This window comes from Ruegeria sp. H7, assembly GCF_056532945.1.
The window spans coordinates 384,645-398,980 of record NZ_JBQFNZ010000002.1 but is presented as its reverse complement, the minus strand read 5'-3'; the positions used below and the strand labels follow the sequence as shown (position 1 = coordinate 398,980).

Here is a 14,336-nt window from a genome sequence, read left to right as displayed (position 1 = left end):
CTTACAGCCCGGCGAACTGAGCCGCCTGTTTGTCGGTCCAAAGTACGGTGATTTCGAAACCATCTTCGGTCTGTTCTTCGGATCGGACCACATCCTGCCGGAACAGCCAGGCGCGTTTGTTGCCCTCGGAAAACCCAAGGGACAGAGTGACCTGATGGCGGACGCCCTGCAGTTTCGTGGCGATTTCCGCCAGCAGCGGGTCAATCCCATCCCCCGTCACGGCCGAGATCGCAAAGATCGCAGGATCCCGATCCGCGCGGGCCAGTGTCGCCTCGCGTTCATCAAGGTCCAGCAGGTCGGTTTTGTTCCAGACCTCCAACATCGGGCGTTCATCATCGACCCCCAATGAGGTCAGAATGGCCTGCACATCCTCGGCCTGCGCCTGCGATTCCTCATGGCTGATGTCGCGCACATGCACGATCAGATCGGCGCCCAGCACCTCTTCCAGCGTGGCGCGGAAAGCGGCGACCAGTTCGGTGGGCAGGTTCGAGATGAAACCCACCGTGTCCGACAGGATCACCTCGGGGCCGTCAGGCAGAACAACGCGGCGCATGGTTGGGTCCAGCGTGGCAAACAGCATGTCCTTGGCCATCACCTCGGCCCCGGTCAGGCGGTTGAACAGCGTGGATTTGCCTGCGTTGGTGTAACCCACAAGCGCCACAATCGGATACGGCACCTTGGCCCGCGCCGCACGGTGCAGCGTGCGCGTCTTGACCACCTTCTGCAACTGACGCCGCAGACGGACCAGTTGTTCATCAATCGCGCGTCGGTCGGCCTCGATCTGCGTTTCACCCGGACCACCGACAAAGCCCAATCCGCCGCGCTGACGTTCCAGGTGGGTCCAAGCCCGCACCAGCCGCGTCCGCTGATAGCTGAGCGCTGCCATTTCGACCTGCAGCACACCTTCGCGGGTGCGCGCACGGTCGCTGAAAATCTCCAGAATCAATCCGGTCCGGTCGAGGATTTTGACCTTCCACGCCTTTTCCAGGTTGCGCTGCTGGACCGGCGTGACCGGCCCGTCGATCAGCACCAGCTCGACCTCGGCGTCATGCAGCCGTTCGGCCAGTTCCTCGATCTTGCCGCTGCCGAACAGCAGACCCGGCTGGGCGCGTTGCAGGCGCACGATCTCGAACCCGATCACATCCAGATCGGGCAACGCGGCGGCCAGTGCCACCGCCTCGGCCAGCGCCGGTTCGGGGACACGGCGCTGTTCATCTGACTTGATTTCAGGATGCAGCACCCAGGCCCGGGTGCGCCTCCGTTCATGTTCCATCAAGAGGCGTCTTCGCCCTCATACAGACTGATCGGCTGCGATGGCATGATCGTCGAAATCGCGTGTTTGTAGACCAGTTGCGACTGTCCGTCGCGGCGCAGCAGCACGCAGAAATTGTCGAACCAGGTGATCACACCCTGCAATTTTACACCATTGATCAGGAAAATCGTGACCGGGACTTTTGCTTTCCGTACATTGTTCAGGAACGCGTCCTGAAGATTCTGTCTGTCCGAAGCCATATTTTGTTATCTCGCCGTTGTTCTTGCTACGCGCTGCGGACCAACGCGCTCCCTCTGGCAGAGTATGGAGTGCTGCGCCCAGATATTCCAGATGAAAAATCAGGCAGTAATGCCAAGACTTAACATTGGCCTAATCCCGCCACAGCGATGGGGTGATCAGGGCGATGATTGCCAACGTCTCAAGCCGCCCAATCACCATCGCGGCGCACAGCGTCAGTTTGGCCCCACCCGACAGGTCGATCAGCCGGATCGGGACATCCGTGGCCAGCTCGATCAGCGGGCCGGTCGTGCTGAGCGCGGCAACGCTAAGGACCATCGCCTGTTCGAACCCCGACCCCATCATGGCCAGCAGCAGGTTGAACACCGCAAGCGTCAGGGCAAACAGCATCAGGAAGATCCAGGCGATAAACGCGCCGTCACTTTGGATGCGCCGATTGCCGCCATCGGCCCCGCTGACCGAGGAGGGGTGGATCAGCCGGTCAATTTCGCGCGCGCCGTTCAGGTACAGCGCAAAGACCCGCAACAATTTCACGCCGCCTGCTGTGGTGGCGACGCCGCCGCCGACCAGCGCAAGGCCCATCAAAATCAGACCGGGTGTTCCCAGCCCCGAAAGCTGTTGCGCATCGTTCCAGTTGGCGCTTTCAAACCCGGCGGTTGTCAGAAAGGACAGGCCGGTGAACAGCATGCCCCAGATGACATGCAGCGCCTGCAAGGGCTGAAGCTGCCCGCCAATTTCGTTAACCCCGGCCCAAACGCGGAAAAACAGCAGAGCGGCAACCGCGAGCACGATCAGCAGGCCGATCCGAAACTCGGGGTCTTTGTCCAGCCGCGAAAAGCCGCTTGTCGCCGTGTCCGCCGAGAATGTCAGGCGGGACAAGGCAAAGAACAGGAACAGAAGCAGAATTGCCTCACCGGTGATCCCGGCCTGTGCGCCCTCAAGCCCGCCGACCGGCGAAATGCCCGAGGTCGCCATGACCGACATCGCGTGACAGATGGCGGTCAGGCCCTGCTCTCCGGCGATCAACAGCAGGATACAGATCACGGCCGTCAGACCTGCATAGACCGGGGTCAGTGTGCGTGTCACCCGGATCAGGCGGCCGCGTGGGTCAACCGTCTCACTTTGGGCCACGCCCGAGACGGGGCGCCCCGGCTGGCCCTTTGCGGTCACTTCGAACCCGCCCAGTGACAGGGGGGCCAGGATCGCCGCCGCCGAAATCCACATCAGCAGTCCGCCCATCCAGCCCACCATCGCCCGCCACAAATGCAGCGGCGCACTCAGGCGGTCCGGGTTGGGAAACAGATCCGCACCGGTTGTGGTCAGGGCGCTGACCATGTCGAAATAGGCGTTCAGAAAAGTGGTGTTGCCAAGCGCCTCGTGAAACGGGATGGCCAGAAAGAGCGGCAGGACCGTGAAACACCCCAACAGCACCGCCAGCTGCCCCAAAGTGCCCCGCCGCGGCACCCGGTTTGAGGATGCAAGGGAAATGGTCGCCACCAGAAACAGCCCCAAAAAACCGGAATACAGAAAAGCGCGCGAGGTATCGTGATCATCCAGCACCAGCGCAAAGACCGCCGGCACCCACATCGAGATCGAAACGCATCCCCAGATCAGCAAAAACAGCGGCAACCGCCGCAATAGCCCGACCTGTTGTGGTTTCACACGTGCCATCAGAAGAAATCGATCGAGACCTGCATCAGCCGCTCAACCTCGGGCACGTCCTTGGCCATGGCAAAGATCGCAACAACGTCCTTTTCGTCGATCCGCAGGCTGCCCGTGGGACGCAATACATCATCCCCTTTGCGGACGGCCCCCACCAGCACACCTTCGGGAAAGTCGATATCGCGCAGTCTTTGACCGGCCATGGGCGAGGTTGACAGAACCTCGGCCTCGATCACCTCGGCCTCGGCATCGCCAATCGAATAGACCTGCCGCACGCGTCCATGGCGGATATGACGCAGGATCGAACTGACCGTCGTGGCGCGCGGGTTGATATAGGCGTCAATGCCCAGTGGGCCCATCAGGGCGACCATGCTGGGGTCGTTGATCAAGGCAATCGCCAGCGCGCAGCCTTCGGCCTTGGCCCGCACGGCGGCCAGCATGTTGGTACGATCATCATCCGTGACCGCCAGCATCGCATCGGCGCGGTCAATGCCTGCCTCACTCAGCAGAGCCGAATCCAAGCCGTCGCCGTGCAATACAATTGTCCGCTCTAGCGCTTCGGCAGCTTTTTCGGCGCATTGGCGATCCCGCTCGATAATCTTCGCCCTGACCCGGCCCTCGCGTTCTTCCAGCGTGCGGGCAACCTCAAGGCCCACATTGCCGCCGCCCACAAGCACCACGCGGTCCTGTCGTTTTTGCGACTTGCCGAAGACCTCCATCGTGCGGTCGACGTCATTTACGCTTGTGAAGACATAGCATTCGTCGCCCACAAACAGTTGGTCCTCGGATTCAGGGGCAAACAGAGTGCCCTCGCGCCGGACCCCGACAACAATCGAGCTGAGGGTCGAAAACAGGTCGGTCAACTGGCGCAGCGGGGTGTTCACGATGGGGCAATCCTCATCCACCCGAATGCCCAGAAGCTGAGCCTTGCCATCCATGAACAATTCGGTGTCAAAGGCCGCAGGGGCCGACAATCGGCGCATGGCGGCGGCGGCAACCTCACGTTCAGGGCTGATGACCACGTCAATGGGCAGGTGATCGCGGCGGAACAGGTCGGAATGGATCGCCTGCAAATAGGATTTTGACCGCAAACGCGCGATCTTGCGCTGGATCGAGAACACCGAATGCGCCATCTGACAGGTGACCATATTCACCTCGTCCGAGTGGGTCGCGGCGATGATCATATCCGCATCCCGCGCCCCGGCCCGGTCCAGAACATCCGGATAGCTGGCAAAGCCTGCGATGCCCTGCACGTCCAGCGTTTCGGTCGCGCGGCGCACCAGATCAGGGTTGTTGTCCACCACGGTGACGTCGTTAAGCTCGCCCGAAAGGTGCCGTGCAATCTGCCAGCCAACCTGACCCGCACCGCAAATGATGACCTTCATGTTCCTGGCCCTTCTGCCTGAATTCTTTGAATGACAGATGGCCCGATAGGGGTCAATTGAATTGTCTTAACTGTTGGTCTGGGGCAAGATAAGCACATGAAAACACTTGTTGCCCTGTTGGTTCCCCTGATGGCGCTTGGCGCCTGTGGCCCCCTGTCTTTGTATTATCGCGAGGGTGAGAGCGTCTCGCGCATGCAGACGGAAACGACCCAGTGTCAGGTTCAGGCCCTCAAGGATGCGCCGGTTGCCAACCAGATCCGGCAAAGCCCGCCGGTCTATTGGCCCGGTCGGACCTATTGCGACGGGCGCGGTAGGTGCTATCGCTCACCCGGATGGTGGGAGCCGGGAAATGTCTACACGGTGGACGTCAACAAACCCCTGCGCAACAAGGTCGAGGCGCAGTGCATGGCGCAAAAGGGCTATCGCCCGGTCAGCCTGCCGCCCTGCAAATCGGGCGTGAAATCCAGCGTGCCGCTTGCCCGCACAACCACCCTGCCCCCGCTGACGACGCAATCCTGTTTTGTCAAATTCGATGACGGGTCATTCCAGATCATCTCGCCCGGTCAATCAGGTTGAGCCTTGCGCCGCGCGTCGGCGGGACAAGGCCAGATGCGCAAAAATGGCTAATGCGTAGATACCAATCACGGTGATCAGCATTCCGGCCTCATCAACCCGCCACAGAACAGCCAGCAAAACCGGCGTGCCCAGCAGGTTGCCCGCGTTGCCCATCTGCGCCATGGCCCCGTAGCTGAGCGCCTGTGTCTCGGCGGTTTGGTTCAGGATCGGCACGGCGGCAAAACTGCCCCCTTGCACAAGGCCCAGAACCGCAAACAGCAGGACGCAGACAATTTCCAGCGGCAGGCCGAGGAAACCGCCAGCAATGGACAGTATACCCAGCCCAAACCCCAGATTAATCACGGCAACACACGGCATCACGTTCAGCAGAAATGGCACGGCCACCCAGCTGAGCACGATCCCCGCTAGCGGCATCAGCCCGGCAATCTGACCGCTTGTCTCTTCGGGCAGACGGCCCGGCAGGATGGCAAGCAAGGACACAAAGGTCAGCGTGTAAAAGAACCACCCAACGGCTGGCGCGGACACGAAAGGCGACCGGTAGGTGCGCAGATGGACATGCAGCACCTCGCTCCACCGCCACGGCACTGTTGGCGAGGCGGGTTGCACGGGCAACCGAGTTATCAGGATCAACGCCGCGACCCCGATCATCAGAAAACCGTGCAGCAGGAAGAACGCAGTCAGCCCAAACCGCTCGATCAAAGGCAGCCCGAGCCACGCATTCAGCGCAAAGGCTACGCCAAAGAAAGTGCTCCACAGCACCATGGCCATGTTCCGCGCCTTGCCGCTGGTGATCTGCGCGATCAGCGTTGGGGCGGCGACGACGATTGCCAGATGCGACAGACCCTCGACAAACCGGCTGGCCAACATGACGTAAAACCCGGGCCATGTTGCCTGAAACACTGAAATCGCACCCCCAAGACACAGGCCGAAAGTCAGCAGCTTCAAAGGCCCCACCCGACCCACGATTGCCCCGGACACGGCCCCCAGCACGGCACCGAGCAGGCTGATGATCGACAGCAGCCATCCCAACGTATCCGCGTGATCGGGATACAGCTGCAAAAGCTGGGGGAAAGGCACCGCGATCTTGGCAAACTGCGTCGCCGCGCCCAGCCCGGCCAGCCAGAGCAGAAGGACCTGAAATGCTTGTCTCATACGCCGCTTCTACAGCGCCCAGTCAGACCACGGAACGCATAAATTATGCGGCCCTAATGTCTGGATCCACTGACAAGGCGCACCGGTGTTCCGTCCGACAGATACAGACGTTCCCAGATGATCTCTCCGGCGCTGATGCGAATGCGGTCATGGACGGCCTCAGACGTCTGAAACGCCTTTGGCGCAGGCGTGTGCATGTCCCACCAGCCGTCGGCGTCCAGTTCGGCCTCGGCCTGCTGAATTTCCTCGGTTGCGAATTGCCAGAGTGATACGCCCAGCAGAGCGTTTTGGCTGGTCTTCCAATCCCGTGCCCGGCTGGCGGAATAGGCAAGGCATTTATGGCTGGCCTCTTCGACCAGATGCAGACAGTCGGACGAGGTCATGACCAGCCGCCGCAAGGCGCTGTCATCCGCACGTGCAGGCCCTAGCGCGGCAAACACAGCCTGCTGAGTGTCCGGCGGCGGGGTTTGCCCGCCCCGCTCCCACCTTGAGACGGTCGCCTGATCCACCTGCAGCAACTCGGCCAGATGAGATTGTTTGTACCCGACCGACCGGCGCAACCGTTTCAGGCGTTTGCCAAAGCCGGGGTACCCGCGTGTTTCAAGCCTGTTCCCTGATGTCAGAACGCTCATGGCCAGCACAGTCTTTCCGGTACATCACTCCGCCGGTTCCGGCTCATCGATTTGCGCCACGCGCGCACCGGATTTGTTCGAGGTCACAACCCCCAGCGATTTCAGCTTGCGGTGCAGCGCGCTGCGCTCCATCCCAACAAAGCTGGCGGTGCGGCTGATATTGCCGCCGAAGCGATTGATCTGGGTCAGCAGATATTCACGCTCGAACGCTTCACGCGCTTCACGCAAAGGCAAGGTCGCCAGCGCACCGGACAGGACAACACGGCCCGACTCTTCGGCCTTATCCTCGTCGCTCGGCAATTCACGAGCCTCAATCGGCCCGGTGCCATCGCCCAAAATTAGCACCCGTTCGATCAGGTTCTTCAACTGGCGCACATTGCCCGGCCAAGTCATGGTTTGCAGCAGCGCCACGGCCTCTTCCGACAATTCGCGGATCGGCAGACCTTGGGTTTCGTTGCACATTTCGATGAAGTGCTGGGCCAGAACCGGAATATCCTCGCGCCGGTCTTCCAGCGACGGCACCGCAATCGGCACCACGTTCAGGCGGTGATACAATTCCTCCCGGAACCGTTCGGCTGCGATCTCGTCGTCCAGGTCCTTGTTCGTAGACGAGATCACGCGCAAATCGACCCGCACCTTGTCGCTGCCGCCAACCCGCTGGAATTGCTGATCGACCAGCACCCGCAGGATTTTCGACTGCGTGCCCAGCGGCATATCGGCGACCTCATCAAAGTAGATCACACCGCCATGGGCTTCTTCCAGCAAGCCCGATTCCACCCCGCGTTCCGAGGATTCGCGGCCAAACAGAACCTCTTCGACCCGCTCCGGCTCGATCCCGGCGCAGTTGACGGTCACAAACGGCGCGTTGGCGCGGTTGGAATGGGCGTGGATATAGCGCGCGGCGATCTCCTTGCCCGACCCGGCCGGACCGCTCAGCATCACGCGACCGTTCGACTTGGTGACCTTGTCCAATTGGCCCTGCATCGCCCGGAACGAGGCCGATTTGCCGATCATGTCCGAATTGCTGACCTCTTTGCGTTTCAGCGAGGCATTCTCGCGGCGCAGGCGCGAGGTTTCCATCGCGCGGCGGATCACCACCATCAGTTGGTCGATGTTAAAGGGCTTCTCGATAAAGTCATACGCGCCCTGCTTGATCGCGGCGACCGCGATCTCGATATTGCCGTGACCCGAAATGATCACCACCGGCACATCCGGGTTGTCGCGTTTGACCGCCTTCAGAATATCGATGCCGTCCATCCGACTGTCTTTCAGCCAGATATCCAGGATCAACAGCCCTGGCGGTTCGGCATTGATCGACGACATGCACTCGTCCGAGTTTGCCGCCAGCCTTGTGGAATAGCCTTCGTCCTCCAGAATGTCGGACACCAGCTCGCGAATATCGCGTTCGTCATCTACGATCAGAATGTCGCTCATCTTTGGCCTGCTTTCAGTTTGTTGGTTTTAATCGCCTGCTTCTGTGGCGCTGAATTGGTGGGCAGATTCGCCCCCGGCAAACGGATCACGGCCATCGCGCCAAAATGGTCCTGTCCGTCGAATACGGGCGCGTCTTCAAGCGTCAGCGCTCCGCCATGTTCCTCGATAATTTTCTTGACGATGGGCAGGCCCAGCCCGGTCCCTTCGTCGCGTGTGGTCACATAAGGTTCAAACAACCGCGCCCGGTCTTCGGGCAGACCGATACCGTTGTCCGCAATGGTGATGATCGTACCCGCGTCATCGTCGGAAACGGCCACCTTGATCTGTGGCTTCAGGTTTGCAGGCGCACCTTTTTCCTTCAAGGTATCAATGGCTTCGCCTGCGTTCTTGATCAGGTTTGTGAGCGCCTGATTGAGCATGGTCGCATCCAGATCCGCCGCGATTGGTTGATTAGGCAGATCCGCATCGATCTGCACGTTGGGCTGCCCGGCCTGCTGCAGCAACACAGCCTCGCGCACCAAGGCGACAACGTCTTCCTCACGCCGTTCCGGCTCGGGCATACGTGCGAATTTCGAAAACTCGTCCACAATCCGCCGCAAGTCATTGGTCTGGCGCACAATCACGTCGGTCATCGACTCGAGGCTATCGCAATCCTCTTCGTCCAGCTTGCGCGAGAATTTGCGTTTGATCCGCTCAGCGCTCAGCTGGATCGGGGTCAGCGGGTTCTTGATCTCGTGCGCGATCCGCCGGGCCACGTCGCCCCACGCCGCCATCCGCTGGGCGCTGACCAGATCGGTGACGTCATCAAAGGCCACAACATAGCCTTCAAGCCCGCCATCCTCACCCCGCCGCGTGGCCATCCGGACCAGCAGGTTCTCCAACTGCCCCTTGCGGGTCACCTTGATTTCGCCCTGCACAGCCTCTTGCCCGCTGTCCTTCAAGCTCTCGAACAGAGGCAAAAACTCAGGCACCGCAATACCGATGGCCAGATGCTGTTCGCCACGCGACCAATCCAGCAACCGTTCGGCTGAACGGTTAACGAAGGTCACGCACCCATCAGGGTCCACTCCGACAACGCCCGATGTCACCGAGCTTAGCACCGAGTCGAACAGGCGGCGGCGGCTTTCGATCTGACGTGTGTTCTCCAGCAACGTGTCGCGCTGGCCCTTCAACTGTCGGGTCATCTGGTTGAAATACCGCCCCAGCATGGCGATTTCGTCGTCGCTGGCCTCTTCGATCACCTGAACGCTCAGGTCGCCCGCGCCGACGCGCTGCGCGGCGGTTGTCAGGCGTCCCACGGGGCGCGAGAGACGCTCGGCAAACCACATGCCCAGGGACATGGCTGCAAGGATCAGGATCAGCGCAAAGCCCAGATACAAAAGGCCAAATTCGAACAGCACCCGTCCCCGTTCGCTTTCGAGCTGTTGGTAGAACTGCGCCGTTTCCTTGGTGTCGTCCAGCAGGGTCAGCAACTGGCCGTCCACTTCGCGACTGACATAGAGATACCGGTCCAGATAGGCCTGCAAGGGCACCAGCGCGCGGAATTCGTTGTTTTCCCAATCGGCGATGATCAAAAGGCCATTATCCGTTGCCTCGATCATCTGCTCGGGCGTCGGGGCTTCGTAGTTGAACAGGTAAGACCGATCCCCGCGCGAGCGGATCTCACCACTGCCATCGATCACATAGGCCTCGCGCAGGCCGCGCTGGATCTGAGATTGCCCTTGCGCCAGAACCTCGCGCAGTTCAGCGTCCGAGATGTAGAAATCGCGTGATCGGGCATTGTCGAGATACAGCGCCAGAACAGCCGCGTCCTGTGTCAGCCCTTGGCGGTGTTCAAGCTCATACGCTTCGGCTGCGGTCAGGGATGAGCCGACAACCTGCCGCACACGGTCCGAGAACCAGCCCTCAAGGCCGATATTCACCGTCAGCCCGGCAAAGATCGCAACTGTCACCGTGGGCACCAGCGCCAATAGCGTAAACGCCCCGATCAGACGCAAATGCAGGCGAGAGCCTGCCGATTTCGCCCGTCGCGCCGCGATCAGGCTGCCCAACTGGCTCAGCACAAGGGCCGCGACAACCAGCACGTAAACCAGATCTGCAAGAAGAATCAGACGCAATGTCGGGGCGGTCGCCCCCAGATCAAACGGACCAATGACAAGATAGGTTGCAAGCGCCAAGGCAGGTCCTAGAAGAACCAGCCCCAAGGTGCCGAAATTGCGCAGTTTTCGGGATTTTCGCCATCGACTAATCGATGGGATCATCCCGCTCTGTGCTCGGGTTGCCACCGTCTGCCCTCATTCTGATGTGTCGCTTGCGCGACGAACCGCCATATGTCGTGGTCGTTGCCCAGGCGATACCCGGATGCCACGCTTTGTGTGGCGATATTACATCAGTTTGCGACGGCGTGTCACCTGAATATCGAGGTCTGTAATCTTTTTCCGCAGCGTATTGCGGTTGATTCCCAGCAAATCCGCGCATTTCGCCTGATTTCCACCGGTCGCTTCCAGCGCGATTTCGATCAGCGGTGCCTCAACTTCGCGCAGGATACGCTGGTACAGGCCCGGAGGCGGTAGCATGTTGCCGTGCAGGTCGAAATACCGCCGCAGATGCCGTTCAACGGACGTGGACAGCTTCTCGCGCTCGCCCCCGCCCAGAACCGGTTCGGCCTCGGGCTGGCTGCCCAGTACCATTTCGACCTCAGCCTTTGAAATCTCATCCGCGCGGCTGGTCAGGCTCAGGCGTCGTATCGCGTTTTCCAACTGCCGCACGTTGCCGGGCCAGGAATAACGCCGGACCAGCTCGACCGCATCAGCGCTGAGCCAGCGCTTGGTGCCGCTGTCACGTTCTTCGCGGGCCAGAAAGTGCTCGGCCAGCAGGGTGATGTCATCGACCCGCTCGCGCAGGGCTGGCACATGGATCGTTGCGCCGCACAGGCGATAATACAGGTCCTGCCGAATGCGACCGCTTTCCATTCCGTCCGTCAGGTCCGACTGGCTGGTGGCCATAAAGCGCGGCACGTGATCGCCCGGCGTGTCCATCATCCGAACGATCCGGGCCTGAATCTCGTCATCGATATCGGCAATCTCATCGATCAGCAGCGTGCCGCCGCGCACGCGGGCCATGACGCGCGCGGGGCCTTCAAGGTCACGCAGGTCGGCCGCCGTTGCGGTCACAAAGGGCAAGGTACGCCGGTCCGAGAAATCGTGAATAGCGCGCGCAATCAGGGACTTACCGGTTCCACTTTCACCAGAAATCATCACCGAAAGATCGGTATTCATCACCCGCGCGACCAAACGATAAAGCGACTGCATGACCGGGGTGCGCCCGACCAGAGGCAACTCATCCGGGCGGTCGCTTTGTTCGGTTTCAGGCTCGGTATGCAGGCGCTGTTTCTGCTCTAACGCGCGCGCGGTGCGCTTCATCAGATCGGGCAGATCGAACGGCTTGGGCAGGTAATCATAGGCATCCGCCTCGGCCGCCTGAATCGCCGTCATGATGGTGTTCTGGGCCGAGATCACGATGACCGGCAATCCGGGCCGGTCCTGAGCGATTTTCGGCAACATTTCCAGACCGTTCCCGTCCGGCATGACCACGTCCGAGATCACAACATCCCCCTTGCCCTCGCCCACCCAGCGCATCAGCGTGGTCAGCGAGGATGTGGCGTGCACCTTGCATCCGGCCCGCGTCAGGGCCTGGGTCAGAACGGTGCGGATCGTGCGGTCGTCATCTGCGACCAGAACGGTGCCATCCATCAGGTGCTCTCCTTCGATATGCTCTCTGCCGGTGCGCGGCGCAGCGACAGTTTAAAGACGGTGCGTCCCGGAACGGATTCGGCTGAAATCCAGCCGTCATGGTCCGAGATGATCTTGCTGACCAATGCCAACCCCAGTCCGGTTCCGTTTTCCTTGCCGGACACGAACGGGTCGAAGATATCGCTGCGGATTTTCTCTGGCAGGCCCGGCCCGTCATCGATGATTTCGATCTGCAGGGGCAGCGAATGGCCCGAACCATCACTGCGGCGCAGCCGGAACGAATGTTCGAAATAGGTGCGCAGGCGAATTGTGCCGCCGTCCGGCCCTGCGGCCTCGGAGGCGTTCTTCAGCAGGTTCAGAACCACTTGCAGGATCTGGTCGGGATCCCCAAAGGCCAGCGGCAGGGACGGATCGTAATCCTCGATTATGGTCATGTCCGCACCGAACCCCAGCAAGGCCGAGCGGCGGGCGCGGTCCAGAACATCGTGAATATTGACCGGTTTGAAGTCAGGTTGCTGCAGGTTTCCAAACTGCTCAACCTGTTCCAGCAACTTCACGATCCGGCGGCTTTCTGCGACGATAAGATCTGTAAGTTCAAGATCTTGCGGCGGGATATTCATGCTGAGAAGTTGTGCCGCCCCGGTGATACCGGCCAGAGGGTTCTTGATCTCGTGCGCCAGCATCTCGGCCATGCCAATCGCTGATTGGGCGGCGGATTTGACGGTATTGCCACGGGTCATGCGCCCGGCCAGTTCGCGCGGGGAAATGATCATGATCATCGATCCCGGATGCCCGACCAAGGGCGCGATTTGCAGCGCGCATTGCAACGGCGCGCGGTTGCCCGAGCCTGCATCCACATCATTGACGAACAAGGGCGTGCCGTGCTGGCGGGCGCGCAGGAACGCCACTTCCAGCGGGGCATCCACGGCGATCTGATCCCAGACCGGCTCACCAATCACCGCTTTGCGCGAGGCATTCAGAAACCCCTCGCCCGAGGAATTCACGTCGGCAATCCGATCCTCGGCATCAATGATAAAGGCCGGAACCGGCAGCGAGTTCCAGATGCTTTGATCCGAGGTCATGCCGCCACCTCTGCCGTGCCGTTCAAGGCATCGCTTAGCAGGCGCAGGACCTCGTCTGAATCGCGTGAGGTCAGAACCGCCCGGCGCAACGGTGCGGGTGTTCCGGCCTCATCCATGTACCAGCCAAGATGTTTGCGCGCGACGCGCAGGCCCAGATCGGCGCCATAGAAACCCAGCATCGCCTGATAATGCGCGCGAACCATGTCGACCAGATCAGTGCCGTCCGGGATTACAGGGGCATCGGTGCCGTAAACCTCATGGCAGATCTGCGCCAGCAGCCAGGGTTTTCCCTGCGCCCCGCGCCCGACCATGACACCGTCAGCACCGGAATGGTTCAGCGCCGCGTGCGCCGCTTTGGTATCGACAATGTCGCCATTTGCGATGACGGGGATCGAGACCGCCTCTTTCACCGCGCGGATCGCCCGCCAATCGGCCCGACCCTTATAGAACTGACAGCGCGTGCGACCGTGGATCGTAACCATCTGAATGCCAGCCCCTTCGGCCCGGCGCGCCACATCCGGCGCGTTCAGCAGCGCATCATCCCAGCCCAACCGTGTTTTCAGGGTGACGGGCACGTCCACGGCCTCGACCACCGCCTCGATCAGCGTCAGCGCGTGATCGGGCGTTTTCAGCAGGGCCGAGCCGGAATAGCCGTTTGTAACCTTCTTGGCCGGGCAGCCCATGTTGATGTCGATCACCCGCGCGCCGCGGTCCGCGACCTGACGGGCGGCCTCGGCCATCCAATGCGCCTCGCGCCCGGCAAGCTGGACGGCGGTGTTTTCCACATCCGCAGACAATTCGGCCCGTTCGCGCACGCCCGGTTTGGCCTGCACCATCTCCTGACTGGCGACCATTTCGCTGACGACCATTCCGGCCCCAAAGCGCATCACCAGATCGCGAAAGGGCCGGTCCGTGATTCCGGCCATTGGGGCCAGTAACACCGGCGGGTTCAGGGTTTTGTCAGCAAGATGCAGGGTCAACGTGCCTAATCCTTGAGCATTTGGGGTTTTGATATCGAATTCCGCGCATATGAACAACAAAACGGCGGGTCACAAGCCTGCAAAATCATCACTTGCCTATTTTTTAATCACGTTAACGCGGGTGATTGCCTCTGCATTCACCGCCCCCTAAACAATGGCGAGAACCACGGA

At 60.9% G+C, this 14,336-nt stretch carries 12 protein-coding genes; 1 reads left to right on the top strand and 11 read right to left on the bottom strand.

What is annotated here, in order from left to right:
• Nucleotide 1 precedes the first annotated feature (1 nt).
• The 4 genes from hflX to trkA form a co-directional block, all read right to left on the bottom strand.
• Nucleotides 2–1,273, bottom strand: coding sequence for a GTPase HflX (gene hflX / locus ACR0AC_RS07030; RefSeq protein ID WP_480872553.1), 1,272 nt, complete (start codon nt 1,271–1,273; stop codon nt 2–4).
• Entirely contained in the window at nt 1,273–1,512 is a 240-nt protein-coding gene (gene hfq, locus ACR0AC_RS07025) for an RNA chaperone Hfq (protein WP_010440340.1), read from the bottom strand. The genes hflX and hfq overlap by 1 nt, the downstream gene beginning before the upstream one ends.
• A 130-nt stretch (nt 1,513–1,642) precedes the next feature.
• Complete coding sequence (locus ACR0AC_RS07020) at nt 1,643–3,181, bottom strand: TrkH family potassium uptake protein (protein WP_480872551.1); 1,539 nt, start codon at nt 3,179–3,181, stop codon at nt 1,643–1,645.
• Nucleotides 3,181–4,557, bottom strand: a complete 1,377-nt coding sequence (gene trkA / locus ACR0AC_RS07015; protein ID WP_170518960.1) for a Trk system potassium transporter TrkA — start codon at nt 4,555–4,557, stop codon at nt 3,181–3,183. The genes ACR0AC_RS07020 and trkA overlap by 1 nt, the downstream gene beginning before the upstream one ends.
• 96 nt (nt 4,558–4,653) lie before the next feature.
• Between trkA and ACR0AC_RS07010 the strand changes: the two genes are divergently transcribed.
• Nucleotides 4,654–5,133, top strand: coding sequence for a hypothetical protein (locus ACR0AC_RS07010; protein WP_170450257.1), 480 nt, complete (start codon nt 4,654–4,656; stop codon nt 5,131–5,133).
• Here ACR0AC_RS07010 and ACR0AC_RS07005 read toward each other — a convergent pair.
• The 7 genes from ACR0AC_RS07005 to dusB form a co-directional block, all read right to left on the bottom strand.
• Nucleotides 5,125–6,285, bottom strand: coding sequence for an MFS transporter (locus tag ACR0AC_RS07005; protein ID WP_480872549.1), 1,161 nt, complete (start codon nt 6,283–6,285; stop codon nt 5,125–5,127). The genes ACR0AC_RS07010 and ACR0AC_RS07005 overlap by 9 nt on opposite strands.
• Before the next feature lie 53 nt (nt 6,286–6,338).
• The gene (locus ACR0AC_RS07000; protein WP_170450253.1) at nt 6,339–6,917 is read right to left on the bottom strand and encodes a helix-turn-helix domain-containing protein; all 579 of its coding nucleotides are present in this window, start codon (nt 6,915–6,917) and stop codon (nt 6,339–6,341) included.
• Between the two features lie 24 nt (nt 6,918–6,941).
• A complete protein-coding gene (gene ntrX, locus ACR0AC_RS06995; RefSeq protein WP_170450251.1) occupies nt 6,942–8,351 on the bottom strand; it encodes a nitrogen assimilation response regulator NtrX in 1,410 nt (469 codons plus the stop codon).
• The gene (locus tag ACR0AC_RS06990; RefSeq protein ID WP_480780695.1) at nt 8,348–10,612 is read right to left on the bottom strand and encodes a sensor histidine kinase NtrY-like; all 2,265 of its coding nucleotides are present in this window, start codon (nt 10,610–10,612) and stop codon (nt 8,348–8,350) included. Before ACR0AC_RS06990 ends, ntrX begins: the two co-directional genes overlap by 4 nt.
• 123 nt (nt 10,613–10,735) lie before the next feature.
• On the bottom strand, nt 10,736–12,103 hold the full coding sequence (locus ACR0AC_RS06985) for a sigma-54-dependent transcriptional regulator (protein ID WP_170450246.1): 1,368 nt from the start codon (nt 12,101–12,103) through the stop codon (nt 10,736–10,738).
• Nucleotides 12,103–13,185: an ATP-binding protein gene (locus tag ACR0AC_RS06980; protein ID WP_170621889.1), complete on the bottom strand. Its 1,083-nt coding sequence runs from the start codon at nt 13,183–13,185 to the stop codon at nt 12,103–12,105. The genes ACR0AC_RS06985 and ACR0AC_RS06980 overlap by 1 nt, the downstream gene beginning before the upstream one ends.
• Entirely contained in the window at nt 13,182–14,165 is a 984-nt protein-coding gene (gene dusB, locus ACR0AC_RS06975) for a tRNA dihydrouridine synthase DusB (protein WP_480780658.1), read from the bottom strand. The genes ACR0AC_RS06980 and dusB overlap by 4 nt, the downstream gene beginning before the upstream one ends.
• Nucleotides 14,166–14,336: the final 171 nt, after the last annotated feature.

Bases quoted from the DNA above. Each gene is read 5' to 3' on its own strand.
- ACR0AC_RS06980 (WP_170621889.1), bottom strand. From the start codon at position 13,185: ATGACCTCGGATCAAAGCATCTGGAACTCGCTGCCGGTTCCGGCCTTT.
- ACR0AC_RS06985 (WP_170450246.1), bottom strand. From the start codon at position 12,103: ATGGATGGCACCGTTCTGGTCGCAGATGACGACCGCACGATCCGCACC.
- ACR0AC_RS07005 (WP_480872549.1), bottom strand. From the start codon at position 6,285: ATGAGACAAGCATTTCAGGTCCTTCTGCTCTGGCTGGCCGGGCTGGGC.
- hflX (WP_480872553.1), bottom strand. From the start codon at position 1,273: ATGGAACATGAACGGAGGCGCACCCGGGCCTGGGTGCTGCATCCTGAA.
- ACR0AC_RS07000 (WP_170450253.1), bottom strand. From the start codon at position 6,917: ATGAGCGTTCTGACATCAGGGAACAGGCTTGAAACACGCGGGTACCCC.
- ACR0AC_RS06990 (WP_480780695.1), bottom strand. From the start codon at position 10,612: ATGATCCCATCGATTAGTCGATGGCGAAAATCCCGAAAACTGCGCAAT.
- ACR0AC_RS07010 (WP_170450257.1), top strand. From the start codon at position 4,654: ATGAAAACACTTGTTGCCCTGTTGGTTCCCCTGATGGCGCTTGGCGCC.
- ACR0AC_RS07020 (WP_480872551.1), bottom strand. From the start codon at position 3,181: ATGGCACGTGTGAAACCACAACAGGTCGGGCTATTGCGGCGGTTGCCG.
- trkA (WP_170518960.1), bottom strand. From the start codon at position 4,557: ATGAAGGTCATCATTTGCGGTGCGGGTCAGGTTGGCTGGCAGATTGCA.
- ntrX (WP_170450251.1), bottom strand. From the start codon at position 8,351: ATGAGCGACATTCTGATCGTAGATGACGAACGCGATATTCGCGAGCTG.
- hfq (WP_010440340.1), bottom strand. From the start codon at position 1,512: ATGGCTTCGGACAGACAGAATCTTCAGGACGCGTTCCTGAACAATGTA.